Origin of the sequence: Acinetobacter sp. Q186-3, from assembly GCF_013420655.1 — a bacterium.
Taxonomy (GTDB): domain Bacteria; phylum Pseudomonadota; class Gammaproteobacteria; order Pseudomonadales; family Moraxellaceae; genus Acinetobacter; species Acinetobacter indicus.
The window spans coordinates 198,359-215,132 of record NZ_VOXS01000006.1 but is presented as its reverse complement, the minus strand read 5'-3'; the positions used below and the strand labels follow the sequence as shown (position 1 = coordinate 215,132).

12 protein-coding genes and 1 pseudogene are annotated in these 16,774 nt (G+C 46.5%); 5 read left to right on the top strand and 8 right to left on the bottom strand.

Annotation, left to right across the window (positions count from 1 at the left end; all coding sequences use genetic code 11):
- From FTT64_RS07855 to FTT64_RS07840, 4 genes and pseudogenes are all read right to left on the bottom strand, one after another.
- A pseudogene (locus FTT64_RS07855) lies at nucleotides 1-111 on the bottom strand (IS5/IS1182 family transposase); the annotation flags it as partial.
- A 131-nt stretch (nucleotides 112-242) separates the two neighbouring features.
- A complete protein-coding gene (locus FTT64_RS07850; RefSeq protein ID WP_005179490.1) occupies nucleotides 243-758 on the bottom strand; it encodes an acyl-CoA thioesterase in 516 nt (171 codons plus the stop codon).
- 286 nt (nucleotides 759-1,044) lie between these two features.
- Nucleotides 1,045-1,224 (bottom strand): hypothetical protein, encoded by a 180-nt coding sequence (locus FTT64_RS07845; RefSeq protein ID WP_225876368.1) that lies wholly within the window; start codon nucleotides 1,222-1,224, stop codon nucleotides 1,045-1,047.
- A gap of 270 nt (nucleotides 1,225-1,494) precedes the next feature.
- The gene (locus FTT64_RS07840) at nucleotides 1,495-2,526 is read right to left on the bottom strand and encodes a patatin-like phospholipase family protein (RefSeq protein WP_177155914.1); all 1,032 of its coding nucleotides are present in this window, start codon (nucleotides 2,524-2,526) and stop codon (nucleotides 1,495-1,497) included.
- A 129-nt stretch (nucleotides 2,527-2,655) separates the two neighbouring features.
- On the opposite strand from FTT64_RS07840, the gene chrA reads away from it, so the two are divergent.
- On the top strand, nucleotides 2,656-3,855 hold the full coding sequence (gene chrA / locus FTT64_RS07835) for a chromate efflux transporter (RefSeq protein ID WP_005179498.1): 1,200 nt from the start codon (nucleotides 2,656-2,658) through the stop codon (nucleotides 3,853-3,855).
- A gap of 66 nt (nucleotides 3,856-3,921) precedes the next feature.
- Here chrA and FTT64_RS07830 read toward each other — a convergent pair whose 3' ends face one another.
- The 3 genes from FTT64_RS07830 to FTT64_RS07820 form a co-directional block, all read right to left on the bottom strand.
- On the bottom strand, nucleotides 3,922-5,397 hold the full coding sequence (locus FTT64_RS07830; RefSeq protein WP_005179500.1) for a sodium:alanine symporter family protein: 1,476 nt from the start codon (nucleotides 5,395-5,397) through the stop codon (nucleotides 3,922-3,924).
- A gap of 74 nt (nucleotides 5,398-5,471) precedes the next feature.
- Nucleotides 5,472-6,710 (bottom strand): sodium/glutamate symporter, encoded by a 1,239-nt coding sequence (gene gltS, locus FTT64_RS07825; RefSeq protein WP_104505555.1) that lies wholly within the window; start codon nucleotides 6,708-6,710, stop codon nucleotides 5,472-5,474.
- Nucleotides 6,711-7,308: 598 nt separating this feature from the next.
- The gene (locus tag FTT64_RS07820; RefSeq protein ID WP_005179502.1) at nucleotides 7,309-8,556 is read right to left on the bottom strand and encodes a DcaP family trimeric outer membrane transporter; all 1,248 of its coding nucleotides are present in this window, start codon (nucleotides 8,554-8,556) and stop codon (nucleotides 7,309-7,311) included.
- A gap of 384 nt (nucleotides 8,557-8,940) precedes the next feature.
- Between FTT64_RS07820 and FTT64_RS07815 the strand changes: the two genes are divergently transcribed.
- Entirely contained in the window at nucleotides 8,941-9,645 is a 705-nt protein-coding gene (locus FTT64_RS07815) for a nitroreductase (protein WP_104988312.1), read from the top strand.
- A gap of 93 nt (nucleotides 9,646-9,738) precedes the next feature.
- On the opposite strand, the gene FTT64_RS07810 is transcribed toward FTT64_RS07815, so the two are convergent.
- Nucleotides 9,739-10,962: a multidrug effflux MFS transporter gene (locus FTT64_RS07810; RefSeq protein WP_104491504.1), complete on the bottom strand. Its 1,224-nt coding sequence runs from the start codon at nucleotides 10,960-10,962 to the stop codon at nucleotides 9,739-9,741.
- Between the two features lie 135 nt (nucleotides 10,963-11,097).
- Between FTT64_RS07810 and yccS the strand changes: the two genes are divergently transcribed.
- The 3 genes from yccS to FTT64_RS07795 all read left to right on the top strand — a co-directional run bounded on the left by yccS (nucleotide 11,098) and on the right by FTT64_RS07795 (nucleotide 16,684).
- Entirely contained in the window at nucleotides 11,098-13,272 is a 2,175-nt protein-coding gene (gene yccS / locus FTT64_RS07805) for a YccS family putative transporter (RefSeq protein WP_168384284.1), read from the top strand.
- An 84-nt stretch (nucleotides 13,273-13,356) separates the two neighbouring features.
- A complete protein-coding gene (locus FTT64_RS07800; RefSeq protein ID WP_005179510.1) occupies nucleotides 13,357-13,917 on the top strand; it encodes a YcxB family protein in 561 nt (186 codons plus the stop codon).
- A 166-nt stretch (nucleotides 13,918-14,083) separates the two neighbouring features.
- Entirely contained in the window at nucleotides 14,084-16,684 is a 2,601-nt protein-coding gene (locus FTT64_RS07795; RefSeq protein ID WP_180182256.1) for a sulfite reductase flavoprotein subunit alpha, read from the top strand.
- Nucleotides 16,685-16,774 lie beyond the last annotated feature (90 nt).

Genomic DNA, 16,774 nt, shown 5'->3' with positions numbered 1-16,774 from the left:
CCATTGTGTTTTTGGATCGAACCAAATGGCAATATTCCCACGATTAATGAGAGCTCGGTTATATGCGGGCCAATTGGTTGTGCGGTAGATTTTGTGTGTAGGCTTCTTCATTTGGAAATTATATTGCTGAAGAAGCCGTCTATGCTAGGTTTGTGCAACAAAGTCCGTCTGGTATGAAAAAATTTGGCAATAAAAAAAGACCTGAAATTTCAGGTCTTTCTTCAACACAGTGAAAGTCGGACTTAAATCGACTTCTTGTAAATACTGCAAGATGGATGAGTACCTTCCTGTAAACGTGCCACTTTACGCTGTTCTGCCGCTTCAAAACGGCAGCGTTTCCAGTCATTGTCCAGATTTAAGGCCGGCACCTGTTTGGGTTTGCCCTGCTCATCAACTGCGACCATGGTGAAATAGCAGCTGTTGGTATGACGCACGGTGCGTTTTTGAATATTCTGCGCTTCGACGCGAATGCCAATTTCCATGGAAGTACGGCCTACATGGTTTACACTGGCCAGGAACGTCACCAACTCGCCGACATGAATTGGTTCCTTAAAGTTCACTTTATCTACCGAAAGTGTAACTACATAGCTGCCTGAATAACGGCTGGCACAGGCATAAGCCACCTGATCCAGTAATTTTAGAATTGTTCCCCCATGAACATTACCGGAAAAGTTTGCCATATCTGGCGTCATTAACACCGACATGGTTAATTCAGATTGATCTTCTAAGATGGGTTTAAGCTGATCTAATGGGGACATCTTGTTTTCGGCTCTTATAAAAGACAGGATATGTGAATATTATTATATCGTTTTTAACACAAATTAAATGTTCAATTCGGCAATAAAGTCATCATTATTATTTATGGTGATTGGGGTATTATTTAGAAAAATATATAGTGTTTTGCGCTATTACTTGAATTTTCAATTATTTATCCACATCCCGACACCACTTGAACAGGATTTCAGCAGGCGCGTCAGGAGGTGGATTTTTTCCATTCGGGCAGATGAGTTCAGCCCAAAATTGGACTTTTTACTGCCTGAGCTTTTAAGCCGGGTTGATATGACGCAACATTTCCGGCGACACGTGACCATAATTTAAAACATTTTGTACATCGAGCTGGGCTTCAATTTCATAGGAACCATCAGCATTAATTTTTTTAATGGTAAAAATAATTTGTTCCATGTTGGCCAGTTGTACAGATTGTCCAATGTGTAATTGCTTCATGCTCATGCCCTGCTCAGTTTTAGCTTCTAAGATAAATCATTATATTCTAATGCGGCCAGTATAAGAGCTTTATTAACAATAGGTAAACTTAAATAGCTGAATTAAAATACACTTATATATAAACTTTAAATATTAATCGCAACCTTTTGAGCATGAATCGAAATACCTTTATTGAATAACATCAGGCAATTAACGCCAAAAGCAAATTGCAATATGAGCATTCTTGCCATTTTTATTCGACTTAAGTTATAGAAAAAAACCGGCAGCATTCTAGCGCCCCGAATGTGTATCAACAGTATTTTGTTGCAGGTTATAGGTTTGAATCCGGTGACCATCGGCATAGCCTTTATGCTGATAGACCTGCGAAATCTGCCCCAGCTTGCCATAGGCGGCGACCACACCGGCCTGCATGGTGGCTTCGCGGCCCTGCACATCAAAAATATGTGCTTTTTCGCGTAAATCTGGCTGAATCACAATATCGGCATGTTTCAGCTCTTCCTGAGCCAGATGCTTCTGCATGATATTAATATTCTGGTTAAACAGCCCCCAGACATGGCTGGTTTCGGTATACATCGGCTGGGCCAGAATATCGACCGCAATCACAATGTCCGCACCCAGTTCGCGGGCGACATTTACCGGCACCGGACTGACCAGTCCACCATCGACATATTCGGCATCGGCAATTCGGGTTGGAATAAACATGCTTGGAATTGACACCGACGCCCGTACCGCCTGTCCGGTATTGCCGGCATTAAACACCACTTTCTTGCCCTGTTTTAATTCAGTGGCCACCACATACATCGGAATTGGCAGCTGCTCTAACGGCAACTGGTTGACCTGCGTATTGACATAGTTCTCGACTTTTTTGCCATCGAAGAAACCTTTCATATCCAGTTTGATGTCACGGACATCATTGGCTTTCATGTTCAGGGCAATCTGACGCAGCTCATGCGCACTTTTGCCGCTGGCATAAATCGACCCGACTATACTGCCGGCACTGGTCCCGACGATAAAATCTGGACGGATGCCATTTTGTTCCAGCACTTCAATCACGCCAATATGGGCATAACCGCGCGCGCCGCCGCTGCCCAGTACCAAGGCAATGACCGGGTCCTGTCCGGTATATTGCGGCAACGTTTTAAAACTCATGCGTGCGTTCTGCTGGCTGGCCTCTGCCATTGCCGAGGTCGCCAGTAATTGGGAGGACACCCGCTGATGCTGTTCTGGCAGATGCTGACAGGCGCCTAAGGTCAGCATGACTGCCCCCATCACACTGATAAAGCCAAGATTTTTATTCAACATGAATTCCTCGATCTGAACTCGACAGGCCTGCTGTAGTCTAAGGAGATTTTCTGCAGTGCATTGTTTAAATTCGTTAAACTGTCATCTGCTCAGTTTAAACTTAAGTCGGGTTTTTTAAAATTCTAGCCAATGTCTTCTTTATCTTATTCACAGATTTTTCTGATTTTCTTTAAGCTGGGATGCTTGTCTTTCGGGGGCCCAGCCGCGCATCTGGTGTTTTTTCACCAGACTTTTGTACAGCGTTTGCACTGGCTCAAAGATGAAGACTATGCCCAGGTCGTCGCTTTAGCGCAACTGTTACCCGGCCCGACCAGCAGTCAGGTCGGACTGGCCATTGGCTATTTAAAACGTGGCTATTTAGGCTCGGTGGTGGCCTGGCTGGGCTTTACCTTGCCCTCGGCCTTACTGATGACGCTACTGGCCTTTATCGGTCAGCAGTTATTTCCATGGATCAGTTCGGCGTATTTTCATGCCATTCAACTGATTGTACTGGCGGTAGTGTTCTGGGCCTTCTGGCAAATGCTGCAAAGCTTTTGCAAAAGCTGGTGGCAATACCTGCTGATGCTTGTCTCTGCGCTTATGATCTGGTTCCTGCCCTTGTCATATAACCAGATTTTGGTGATTGTGCTGGCTGGTCTGGCCGGCATGTGGATTGCCAAAGCACAACCTCAAAGCGGCAGTCATACCACGCCGAGTTTTCAGCTGGAACAGCGCAGTTTCGGCTCGACTACACTCTGGCTAATCTTATTTATCTGTCCATTTCTGCTGCTCGGTGCGCTGAACTGGATCAATCCGAATCTGCTGGCTGAAGGCTTTTTAGGCTTTTATCAGTCTGCTGCACTGGTCTTTGGTGGTGGGCATATTATTTTACCGCTGCTGCATCAGGACTTTGTCAGTACCGGCATGATCTCAGCCCAGCAGTTTGATTTAGGCTATGCCTTTGCCCAGCTCATGCCGGGTCCTTTATTCAGCTTTGCCAGCTATGTCGGCTATTTTCTGGATTTAACTGCCTATCCTGTGCTGAACGCGATCATTGCCACCATCGCCATTTTCCTGCCCTCGTTCTTTCTGATTTTTGCTACCCTGCCGCATTGGTCCTGGCTGATGCATCAGGACAAAATCAAACATGCGGTGATTGGTATTAATGCCGCGGTGGTGGGTTTATTGCTCGCGCTCATTGTTGATATGGGACAGGATTATTTAACATCAGTGCTGGATCTGGCGTTTGTGATGTTTGTGATTGTTTTACTGAAAAGCAAACTGCCGGTGTGGGTCAGCCTGATTGGTAGCTTTGGCGTGTATATGGGTTTGCTGTCTTTGCTAAGCTAAAGCATCTAAAAGATAACCTGCTATTAATAAAACAACAGCCTCATGATGAGGCTGTTGCTGTTTGTATTACCAAATATCGGAATTAACCCGGTCTTTAAATTTAGGATGATTGTCCAGTTTAAATTCCGGTTCTTTCACGCCACGCTTCAGTTGTGCCTTGAAGTCTTTTAGCAACATCAGCACAAATGGCGTCAGCAGTAAAATGGCAAACAGGTTGATGGTGGCCATCACGCCCATAAACAGATCGGCCATCGACCAGATCAGTGGTACGGTGGCAATCGCGCCGAAATACACCATAAACAGCACCAGCAGACGGAAAATCAGCATGATCTTGCGGTTGTTGTTAATGAACTGCACGTTACCTTCGGCATAGGCGTAGTTCCCAATAATCGACGAATAAGCAAACATAAACAGGAGAATGGCCAGGAAGTCATCACCCCAATGGCCAATCTGGCTTTCCAGCGCCATCTGGGTCAGGGTCACCCCTTCAAAACCGGCATTCTGATATAAACCGGAAGACAAAATGATGATTGCGGTACATGAACAGACAATAAAGGTGTCCACGAATACGCCCAGCATCTGTACCAGCCCCTGATTCACTGGATGTTTTACATCCGACACAGCAGCCGCGTTTGGTGCAGAACCCATCCCCGCTTCATTGGAGAACAGACCACGCTTGATGCCCATCATCATCGCCATCGACACCATCGCCCCAAAGAAACCACCGGCAGCGGCATCAAATTCAAAAGCCTTGCTGAAAATCAGGCGGAAAATATCCGGAATAATCGGCAGATTAATCACGGCGATATACAATGCCACCACCAGATACAGCAGCGCCATAATCGGGACAAATTTCTCTGCCACTTTGGCAATACGTTTAATCCCGCCAAAAATAATCATGGCGGTCATGACAACCAGAACCAGACCCAACCAGGACAGTTCAAAACTGAATGCACCCATTGGAACAGTCAGATTGGCCTGATTCCAGCCCCAGGCATGTGATGTGGCACTGATAATCGAGTTGGCCTGCACCGCGTTAAACACGAAACCGTAAGTTAAAATCAGGGCAACCGCAAATACTACACCCAGCCATTTCTGTTTCAGGCCTTGGGTAATGTAATAGGCCGGACCACCACGGAACTGATGGTTGCTGGTATCACGCACCTTAAATAGCTGCGCCAGTGAAGATTCGACAAAGGCCGAACTCATGCCTAAAAATGCGGTAAACCACATCCAGAACACCGCACCCGGACCACCAATCGCAATCGCAATCGCAACACCGGCAACGTTACCGACCCCGACCCGACTGGCCAAACCGGTCACAAGGGCCTGAAATGGGGTAATCCCATAACTGTCTTCGCCTTTTTTACGGCTCGACCTCATGGCTTTAATACTGTGCCAGAACAGGCGAATTTGTACAGCGCCGGTGATCAGGGTATAAAATATCCCGACACCGACCAGAAAGATCACCAGAAAATCCCACAGCGGGGTATTTAGAAGCGTCACCCAGGACATTAGGGTTTCATTTAATTGTTCATTCATTTTTTCGCACCCTTTGCTGATTGAGTCATCCTAAAAAGAAAAGCCTTTTAACAAGGCTTTTCCACTCAAATTACTTAAACAAAAAACTTAAGAATGACTTGAATGACAGTCGCATTAATCAAGTCGACAAAGAAAGCACCACACAGCGGTACAATCAGGAAGGCTTTATGAGAAGCACCGTACATATTGGTAACGGCCTGCATGTTGGCAACCGCAGTAGGTGTTGCACCCATACCAAAACCACAGTGACCCGCAGCCAGTACAGCAGCATCGTAGTTTTTACCCATAACACGGAAGGTAATGAAGGCCGCATACAAGGCCATGGTGATGGTTTGCGCGCCTAGAATGACCATTAGCGGGCCCGCCAGATCTGCCAGTTGCCATAATTTCAATGACAGCAATGCCATCGCCAAATATAAAGACAATGAAGCGTTACCAAATACGTCAATCGCACGGTCAAAAATAGTGACTTTGAAAATACCTTCTAATACGTTACGCAGAATTACCCCACCAGCCAAAGCCCAGACGAAAGTTGGCAACTCAAACAGCGTGCCTTTGGCATAACCGGTCATAAACTCGGCAAAGGCCAGACAGGCTGCAAATAAACCTAAAGTGGTAATGGCATTGTCTGCGGTAATTAAACGCACCTGATGCGGATATTCAAATGGCACAAACTCACCCGGTACCGGTTCAACTGGCGTATTGTCACGCTGTTCAATTTGCGCATCGGTACGTGGTGTAGCCAACTGATAACGGTTGATCAGCAGTTTGGCCAATGGCCCACCAATAATACCACCAATAATCAGACCGAAGGTCGCACTGGCCATCCCCAGGGCCAAAGCCCCCTGAATACCATGTTCAACCTCAAGGATTTCACCCCATGCACCCGCAGTCCCGTGACCACCGGTTAAGGTAATGGAACCGGCAATCATACCAATTAGCGGATCAATGCCCAATACTGTCGCCAGACTAATCCCGACAAAGTTTTGTACAATGATGAATAGTGAAATTGCGATCAGAAAGATCACCAGACCAATACCGCCTTCACGCAGTTTGGCAAAGTTGGCACTTAAACCGATGGAGGCAAAGAAAATCAGCATAAAACTGGTTTGTAGCGCACTACTGGTGGTAATGCTGTAGCCCCAGAAATTGTGCACGATTAAAGACACTACCGCAGCGACCAAACCGCCCGCGACAGGTTCCGGGATGTTGTAACGTCTTAGAAAATCAATATTGTTAACTAAAAAACGTCCTAAAAGGAGAACGATTACAGCCGCAATTAAGGTGTAAAACGCATTAAAAGTAAATTCCATGGCAATATCCATTTAATATGGTCAATGCTTATTGTTTTCCGGTTCTGATTATTTAAACCTGATGATATAAGCACCTTTTATGATAAGGCTGCTCTGTTTAATTTAAATAAACGGGAAAACTCTGCAATATGAATAATGTAAATCAGAAAAAGTTCTGAGTTGGCGAAGAAGCATCTGAGCTGGAGCGCAAGACTCAGCTTCGCTCCTCAAATTCATATCAACCGGCACTGCCTGAAAAAGAGGGAGTGAAAAATAAAATACAGACACTTCAGTGGCAGGGTAATGTCAGGCTGAAATCTCTGAATAGGCTTACTATAGAAAGATAATCTCATATAGGCTCCTAAACATAGAAAATGCATTGCTTCATGTAGCCAACAAATACATCTTAATTCATAGAAAAAGCTGAACAATACAGCTTAAAAAATCGCACATTATGCATCTTTTTCTCTAAAAATCTTTATTTTTTTAACGCTATTCGCTATTAGTCTAACTTATTGCTTTTAACTATAAATTTAAGCAACTGAATTTAAAATTGTTTTTTTAAAAATCGGTAAATAAAAAAAAGAGGGGGCAAGCCACCTCTTTTTTGGTTCAGCACTTAGAAGTTATAACGTGCCATTACACCAATACGATTATCTTTACCTGTTTGGCCATCAGCTGTTTCACGTTCACCGTAAACATATTCAGCACCCAAGGTAATTGGTTGTACCGGGTTATACATGACATTTAACCAGCCTTGCTGTAATTCGTCATTTTCTTCACCTACAGCATCATCAAAGAAGACTGCACCATAACCTAATGTACTACGAAGTTTTGGTGTAATTTTCAAAGTAGCGCCTAAAGTAAATGCATCAAATTCTTTTAAGTCGATGTCATTACCATCTACTGAATAACGCTCATTCCCATTGGTGTATAGAATAAACTTGTCATCACCCGTTACATGAGAGTAGTCGGCATTTAAAGTTAAGGTTTCAGTTGGTTTAAAGTTTACACCCGCAGCCAAGCCCCAGCCAAAATCTGTTTCGTCAGCTACATCACGCGCACGAACTTCCTGGACCAGCGCTCGACCTGTCAGCGTACCTGCACCTTCAGCAAATTTATGTGCAACTTTTGCGGTTGCTGCCGGCAGTCTGTTATCGTCATGTCCTTTTTCTAAACCAACAAAATAAGTCGTGTCTGCATTAATTTTGTCGCTATAACGCACTTGTGGTGTACGGTAAGTACCAATACCGAGTGGTGAGTTAAAGTCCAGCATTTCAGGTGTAGTTTCACCGGAAAGGAAGGATGAAGTGGTTTGACCCAATAACCAGTTGTCCATAGTTAAGTAAGCGTGGCGAATACGTACGCTGTCATTAGTACCACGGAAATCAATCTCAATTTTACCGCCGACATCTTTCCCTGCGACTGGACCTTTAAAGTCTAAACCAAGGCGTGTAGTGGTTGCGGTTGAATCAAAACGGTCTTCAGTTGCGTTATTGTCATCGCCCAAGCTAACGGCGTGGATACGGTTAAAAATTCCATTACCACCTTCAATTTGATACGCAGCATCCCCACGCACAAAACCGTACAGATTGACTTCAGCACCGCCCTTCGACTTTAAGGAAAATGGTGAAGCCGATTTTGCTGCAGGTGCCGGTTGTGCCTGAACTTGCTGAATCTGGACTTGTTGCTGTTGCTGAACCTGTTGCTGCTGTTGAATTAAAGCTTTGAGTGCTTGTACTTCTTGGCGTAATTCTTGAATTTGTTGTTGTTCAGTGCTTGCTGCCTGTACCGTAGAGGCCATTGCTGCTGTAATTGCGACCGCTAATGTTTTTGTGATAAGTGAAGTTTGGATTTTACGATCCATGAGTTTCTCCAGAGTAAAAAATAATGCGCATCCGTGCTCTTTTAAGACATTTTAAATACTGACTCAGATGGCAAGCATCCCTAATTTAAATGTCATTTAATCATCACACTTTTGCTATTTATCAACTAATTAAAAGTCTTATCGATAAAGAATTACACAAAACTGTAATCGTTTTATGCTTTCAATCTAACAATTAATTTATTTTATTAAAATCAATTTTAACGTATAAGGATAAAGGACTGATCAATTTTTCTAATTCTCGTTTGTAAAAATATCGAATTATCATAGTTTTATCGAAAAGCAAAAGTTACCCACCCGGTTAAATATTAGACTATTGTATATAGCGACAGTTGATTAGAACATAAACATTTTAAGGGATTTTTCATGGATAAAGGACAAGTACAACTGGTCGATCAGGCCATTAGCTCGCGTCATTCGGTACGTGCCTTTTTGGATCGGCCGGTCGATCCGCAAATGATTAAAGATATTCTAAGCGTGGCCAGCCGCGCACCTTCTGGCACCAATATTCAGCCATGGAAGGTGTATGTGGTGACCGGTGAAAAGCGTCAGGAACTCATTGATCGGGTCTGTCAGGCACAAACTGAACTGTATTTGCATCCTGAACGTGCGGCCGATTATCAGGCCACCTTTTCCTATTATCCGGAACAATGGTTCTCGCCTTTTATTGAGCGGCGCCGTGAAAATGGCTGGGGACTGTATGGCCTACTCAATATTGAAAAAGGTGAAAAGCAGAAGATGGCCGCGCAGCATCTGCGTAATTTTCAGCTGTTTGATGCACCGGTAGGCCTGTTTTTTACCCTACACCGTGACCTGGAAATTGGTTCAAAAATGGATCTTTCCATGATGATGCAAAACGTGATGATTGCCGCCAAGGCACGCGGGCTGGACACCTGTCCACAAGCAGCCTGGAATAGCTTTCATCGCATTGTACTGGAGGTCTTAAACGCCCCGGCCGATGAAGAACTGGTCTGTGGTATGGCCCTGGGTTATGCCGATCCAGAGCATATTGTAAATAGCTTTATTACCCCGCGCGTACCGGTCGAAGAATTTGCCGTGTTTGTAGAATAATTTTTTAGCTCTGGCCCTCACGCTGCAACAGCTTAAAGAGCGAAGAAGAAACCACCCGGGTTTCTTCTTTTTATTTGTAAAGATGAATCGGGTTTAGGCGGTTTTTAATTTCCGCTCCCGATGCATAATGTACATCGCACTCACCCCAATCAGAATAAACAGCAGCATCACACTGCCCATATTTAATAAAGCATCCCAGATCAGTACATTCAACATTAAGCCGCCAATTAAACCGCAGCTAAATTGCATACTGCCCATAATCGCGCTAGCTGTACCGGCACGGGCACCCTGCTCCGACATCGCCAACGCCATGGCATTGGGGCCGGTAAAACCAATTCCGGCCACAGCTAAAAACAGCCCGGCAAAAACCACAACAATCGGCGCATGGCTCATCAGCCCGGCGATGACCAGAATTAGCGCGCCAGTGCCCTGCACCGTACCGCCTATTTTTAAACGGGTCATTAAAGAGCTGCTGGTTGCCAAATGCTTGTTTAAGGTCGAGGCCAGCATAATACCGACCGCATTGGCACCAAAAGCAATCGAAAACTGCTGCTGGTTCAGGCCATAACCATCCATCAGAACAGCGGCAGAACTGCTGATATAACAGAACATCGCCCCACCGGTAAAACAGCCGGCAATCATCGGTAAATAAAAACTGCGGTCTTTAAAAATGGCCAGATATAAGGTCAGCACCTGATAGAAATTCAATTTCAGACGGCGCTCTGGCGGCAGGGTTTCCTGAAAGAAAAAATGAACACACAACCAGCAGACTAAACTCATCATGGCCAGACAGACAAAAATCGCCTGCCAGTCAAAAAAGCTCAGCACAATCGCCCCCAGACCCGGCGCAATAATGGGCGCAATTGCGGTCACAATCATCATGCTGGAAAAAGCCTGCGCGGAAGCCTGCATATCCAGCCGGTCACGAATTGCCGCACGGGCAATCACCACCCCGACACAGCCCCCTAAGGCCTGTAACACCCGCGCAGCAATCAGGCTCCATTCATCCTGGGCATAAACACAGAGCAGGCTGGCCAGAAAATACAGCCCCAAACCAAAATACAGTGGGGTTTTACGGCCAATCCGGTCACTTAAAGGGCCATAAATTAACTGTCCAATCGCCAGGCCCAAAAAATAAGCCGGTAGACTATTGGCCACCATTTGTGTGCTGACCCCAAAATCATCTGCCATTTGGGGCAAGGCCGGCAGATACATATCAATCGACAGCGGACCAAGCGAGGTCAACAATGCCAGCAGTAAAATCCAGGAAGATGGATACTGCTGCTGCGGGCTTGCACTGGCATGGGAATCGGACATATTCATATTTCTTTTTTAAATGACTGATTTAAAGACAAGGTACACAGTCCATAGTATTATTTCAGGGTACTGAAAGTGAAGTTTCACATAATTGCTGCCCGCTGCATAGCATCTGGCTTCGTTTAAGGAACAGTCTTGAAATCCTGGCTCACACGTCTCAAACACATTGCCTACAACACGGCCTTTATCTATAACATCCGGATGATGATCGCCTTTGCCGGCACCGCCTTTGTTCCTTATCTGCTCGGCTATCAGCTGGCCACCATTCCGCTAACCTTGGGCGTGGTCGCAGCCGGTTTAAGTGATATTGATGACCGCTTCTCTTTAAGAATCCTGAACCAGACTTATACCTATATCGGCTTTTTTATTACCGCCGCCTCCATTCAGCTGCTGTTTCCACATCCGGTGCTGTTTGCCATTGGCCTGATTATCTCCTGTATCGGCCTGATTCTGCTTGGTTCTCTGGGCCGGCGTTATGCCACCATTGCCTATGGCTGTCTGGTGATTTCGGTTTATGCCATGCTCGGCGTGGACCTGTTTGAAGACTGGTACACCCAGCCAGCCTTGCTGGTGGTTGGTGCAGTCTGGTACGGGCTGATTTCCACCATCAGCTTTTTACTGTTTCCGGTACGGCAGCTACAAGACAAACTTTCGCAAAGCTATGCCTCGTTAGGCGATTTCCTGTTTGCCAAATCCAATCTGTTTGATGTCGATATGACACCCGGCAGCTATCAGCAAAGCCTGATTGACCTGTCAATGGAAAACGGCAAGTTGATTGGCCTGTTTAATGAACTGAAAACCGCGCTACTGACCCGTTTAAAAGGTGACCGCGGCCAGAAAGATACCCGCCGCAGCCTGCAATATTATTTTATTGCCCAGGATATTCATGAACGCGCCGACTCCGCGCATATTGACTATCAGAAACTGGCCAAAATTTTTGAGCACAGCGACATCCTGTTCCGTTTCCAGCGCATTCTGGCGATTCAGGGCAAAGCCTGTAAAGATTTAAGCGAAAGCATCCTGAAGCGTGAACCCTATATTCACAGCAAACGCTTTAAACATGCCTTTGAAAACCTGAAACATTCGCTGCAAAAGCTGCGTAGCGAACAGCAGTATGATCAGGTCTGGGTCAATGCCCTGTTTGCCCTGTATCAGAACCTTAAATCTATTGATGCGCAGTTACGCAACCTGGAAACCGAGCGTTATATCAAGCTGGATAAAACCAAACATATTGAAAACCAACTTAAAGATGATGACCTGAAAGGCTGGGATGATATGGTCATCCGGATCAAGCAGCATTTAACTCCGGAATCGGTGCTGTTCCGGCATGCCATTCGATTATCGGCGGTGCTGCTGATTGGCTATATTTTTGTCCAGGTCACCAATATTGAATACGGCTACTGGATTTTACTGACCGCACTGTTTGTGACCCAACCCAACTTTAACGCCACCAAACGCCGCTTACGCCTGCGGATTGTCGGCACCCTGGTCGGGATTCTGGTCGGTTATAGCATCTTATATTTTATTCCGTCGGTCGAAGGTCAGCTGTTGCTGCTGGTAGTCAGCGGAATTCTGTTCTTTGAATTACGCAGTAAGCAGTATGCCCAAGCCACCGCCTTTATTACCATTCTGGCGCTGATTAACTTTAACCTCGATGGCATGGGCTTTGCCGCCGCCCTGCCGCGTATGATTGATACTTTAATTGGCTGTGCACTGGCCTGGTTTGGCGTCAGCTTTATTTTCCCGGACTGGAAATTCCGCCGTTTACCGCGCACCATTCGCCGTGCCTTAAATGCGCAGTGTGATTATCTGACCGAAGTGATCGAGCAATACAAAACCGGGCGCAATAACGGCCTGACCTATCGCGTGGTACGCCGTGCAGCGCATAATACCGATGCCGAACTGGCCTCGCTCATTTCTACCCTGGCCACTGAGCCGGATTTTGATGCCTCGCAAAAAGCCCAGGCTTTTGAATTGCTGTGCCTGAATCATACCTTTATCAGCTATATTGCCGCGCTGGGCGCACACCGGGAAAAAATTGAAGATCCGGAGATTTTAACCCTGCTGGATAAAGCGCTGGAAGATATTCGCGGTGCCTTGCTGAACGATGAAGTACCGGATCTGTCTTCACAAAATATGCTGCATACCATCCGGCAGCGTTTAAGCCAAAATCATCAGGAAGATCAACAGGGACTTATTATTTTACAGCAGTTATCGCTGATGCTGACCATCCTGCATCAACTGAGTCAGCTGAAACAGAGTTTAAGCCATGACCGTGATCAGGATGCCACCGAACTGGCCTCGTTATAATTCGGATGATTTTGCAACAATAGACTCCTGAAATGCTGTAATTAATGCTAAACTTTTCTGAGTTTGAAATTTGTTAGTTCCACTATGACCGCGAAAAATTTATACGCTTATACTTTACAGCCTGTGAACTACGACATTAGCGAAGCCGAGCAGCGTCATGCCCAGCTTTTAATTTGGCGTAGCACCAACAAAATTGGCACCAAAGCCTGGGCGATCATGGGCATTATTACGGCCCTGTCTATTCTGGGGATTATCCTGATCAAGAACTATTCCACCATTTTCTGCTGGGTGGCTCTGGTCTGTGTGGTGCTGTACTTCCTGATCCGTAAATTCGGTCTGGAATGGTATGCCAAACGTAAAATGAATGAATTTCCGGTACAGGAAATTAAAGGCATCCGTCTAGGCGTACAACCGCACGGCATCATCATGCGTCAGCAAATGGGCCTGCAAGAAGGCATGGGCGCGATTAGCTGGAAAGACATTTACGAATGGTATTCTACCCCGGATTTCATTCTGGTGAACTTTACCGTCAAAGGTCAGCAAGGCGCTTATATCTTGCCAAAACGTCTGGATTCTAAAAACTTTTCTTTTAAAACCATTCGTAAGCACCTGCTTGAATCTGTAGGTGAGCCAAAACAGCTTTAAGCCTGTATGTTCAAAAAAACCTCCACCCTGCTGGAGGTTTTTTTATCCGGTTTGTACCAATCTAAATGATAATGAGAATAAATATTATATTCAAACTCTATTCCATCTCGCTATTCTTCAGTTATAATTTCGCCCATTGTTCTCTTCACACTGCTGCTGTATTGCTATGCTTAAAAAAATATTTTTCCAGCTGCACTGGTTCCTTGGAATTAGTGCAGGCCTGATTCTCGCACTGATGGGTGTTACCGGTGCGATTTATTCCTATGAACAACAAATTCTAAAATGGATGAATCCGGACAGTTATACCGTGCAGGTCGAAAACCGGGCCAAGCTCACCCCGGCGGAAATCTATCAGCATTTTCAGCTGACTCAACCTGAAACCAAAATTAATAGCATTACTATCGCCTCCGATCCGGCAGCATCTTCGAGTGTCAATATTGCCAAAGAAGGCGCACGCCGTGGCCAGAATGTGCTGGTTAACCCCTACAGCGCAGAAGTGTTACCCGAAATTAAAGGCCGTGAGTTTTTCCAGTTTATCCAGCAGTTACACCGTAACCTGACCGTTGGCCCGGTCGGCAAGCAGATTACCGGCGCCTGTACCTTGATGCTGATTTTCTTTGTCTTGAGTGGTCTGTATTTACGCTGGCCGAAAAAGCATTCGGTAAAACAGTGGTTCTTTGTGAAGCCAAAACTCAAAGGCCGGAACTTTATCTGGGATCTACACGCCGTTGTCGGCACCTGGGTGGTGATTTTCTACCTGATTCTGGCCTGTACCGGCCTGTACTGGTCTTATGACTGGTGGCGTAATGGCATGTTCAAGGTGCTGGGCGTAGAGCGTCCACAACCGCAAATGCAGGCCAATGCCGCGCCGCAAGGTCAGCGTGATGCGCCGCAAGGCCGTGAACGTGGCGAAGGTGCTGCGCGTGAAGGTCGTGGTGAGCGTGCGGAAGGACTGGATTCGCTGCAAATGCAGGCTGTATTAAACCAGACCTGGACTGGCGTACAGGCACAACTGGGACGCGACTACTCAACCATGACCCTGAATCTGCCCAAACAGGCCAATGGTGAAGTCAGCCTGAACTTTGTCGATGCAGTACCGCAGCATGAACGTGCCCGTAATAGTGCAACCTATAACTATCAGACGGCCAGCCTCACCGACATCAGCCTGTATGAAGATAAAAAGCTCAATGAAAAAATCATGAGCAGCATGTTACCGGTTCACCGTGGCAGCTTCTTTGGTCCGGTGTACCAGTTCTTTGCCATGGTCGCTTCCCTGCTGATGCCGCTGTTCTTTGTCACCGGCTGGATGCTGTATCTGAAACGTCGCAAGCAGAAGAAACTGACCCAGGCAGCACGGAATAGCGCAAGCGCCGTCACGGTTGATCCAAATGCCAAACCGTGGCTGATTGCCTATGCCACCCAAACCGGCGTGGCGGAACAGCTGGCCTGGCGTACTGCGACCAGTTTGCAGGAAGCGCGTCAACCAGTGACCGTGAAACCGGTCCAGCAATTGAGTCTGGAAGATCTGCAATCGGTAGAACAGGTGCTGTTTGTAGCCAGTACCTATGGTACCGGTGAAGCACCTGATTTAGCCTCCAGCTTTGACAAGAAAATCCTGAGCAGCTCGGCCAATTTACAGCATCTGCGTTATGCGGTACTGGCGCTGGGCTCCAAGGAATATCCGGACAGCTACTGCAGCTTTGGTCATAAAATTGATCAGTGGTTACAACGCAATCAGGCGCAGCCTCTGTTTGCCACCATTGAAGTGGACAATGCCAGCAATGAAGATATCCAACGCTGGAATACAGCACTAGCTCAAGCCACCCAGCTTGAATTGCAAGGCATGGACATTCACAAGACCTTTGACAGCTGGATTCTGAAACAGCGTGATCTGCTCAATCCGAACAGTCTGGGTGCACCAGCCTATAATATCGAGCTGGCGCCGCAACACGAAGCACACTGGGAAGCCGGTGATATTGCCGAAATCCAGCCAGGGAACAGTCCTGAGCGTCTGGCAGCCTTTATACAACAGCATCAGATTCAGCCGGGTACCCTGCTAGATTCGACCGGTGAACCGATTGAACAGGCGCTCTGGGACAAAGACCTGACCATTGAAGTCGAGCCGTTTGCCAATCTGGAACAGTTACTGGAACAGTTACCGACCCTGCCTGCACGTGAATACTCAATTGCCAGCATTCCATCGCAGCAGATTCTGCGTCTGGTGGTCCGTCAGCAATCCGATGCCCAAGGTCAACTGGGTCTTGGTTCGGGCTGGCTCACCCAACATGCGCCGCTACAGAGCAGTATTGCCCTGCGCATTCGCACCAATGAGTCGTTCCACCTGATTGATGACAACCGTCCAATCATCTGTATTGGTAACGGGACTGGTATTGCCGGACTGATGAGTCTGTTACAGGCACGTATCCGTCATGACTATACCCAGAACTGGCTGATTTTCGGTGAACGTCAGCGCGCACATGACTTTTTCTATGAAAATATTGTGTCTGCATGGCAAAGCACCGGCATGTTGCAGCGTCTGGACGTGGCCTTCTCGCGTGATCAGGAACAGAAAGTTTATGTACACCATAAATTGCGTGAACAGGCCGAAGAACTGCAACGCTGGATTGAGCAAGGTGCCGTGATTTATGTCTGCGGCAGTATTGATGGCATGGCCAGCGATGTTGACCAGACCCTGATTGAACTGCTTGGTGAAGCGACGGTGGATCAGTTACGCAGTGAAGGCCGTTACCGCCGTGATGTCTACTAAGTTTTGCTAACTTGCTGAAAACTAAAATTGAAAAAACCGGACTTGATGTCCGGTTTTTTCATCTTGATCTTTTATAATCTGCAGATACAT

Coding starts and splice junctions, on each gene's coding strand:
- FTT64_RS07840 (WP_177155914.1), bottom strand. CDS start 2,526: ATGTTGAATAAAAATCTTGGCTTTATCAGTGTGATGGGGGCAGTCATG.
- FTT64_RS07830 (WP_005179500.1), bottom strand. CDS start 5,397: ATGAATGAACAATTAAATGAAACCCTAATGTCCTGGGTGACGCTTCTA.
- FTT64_RS07795 (WP_180182256.1), top strand. CDS start 14,084: ATGCTTAAAAAAATATTTTTCCAGCTGCACTGGTTCCTTGGAATTAGT.
- FTT64_RS07810 (WP_104491504.1), bottom strand. CDS start 10,962: ATGTCCGATTCCCATGCCAGTGCAAGCCCGCAGCAGCAGTATCCATCT.
- FTT64_RS07800 (WP_005179510.1), top strand. CDS start 13,357: ATGACCGCGAAAAATTTATACGCTTATACTTTACAGCCTGTGAACTAC.
- FTT64_RS07820 (WP_005179502.1), bottom strand. CDS start 8,556: ATGGATCGTAAAATCCAAACTTCACTTATCACAAAAACATTAGCGGTC.
- FTT64_RS07815 (WP_104988312.1), top strand. CDS start 8,941: ATGGATAAAGGACAAGTACAACTGGTCGATCAGGCCATTAGCTCGCGT.
- chrA (WP_005179498.1), top strand. CDS start 2,656: ATGTCTTCTTTATCTTATTCACAGATTTTTCTGATTTTCTTTAAGCTG.
- FTT64_RS07850 (WP_005179490.1), bottom strand. CDS start 758: ATGTCCCCATTAGATCAGCTTAAACCCATCTTAGAAGATCAATCTGAA.
- FTT64_RS07845 (WP_225876368.1), bottom strand. CDS start 1,224: ATGAAGCAATTACACATTGGACAATCTGTACAACTGGCCAACATGGAA.
- gltS (WP_104505555.1), bottom strand. CDS start 6,710: ATGGAATTTACTTTTAATGCGTTTTACACCTTAATTGCGGCTGTAATC.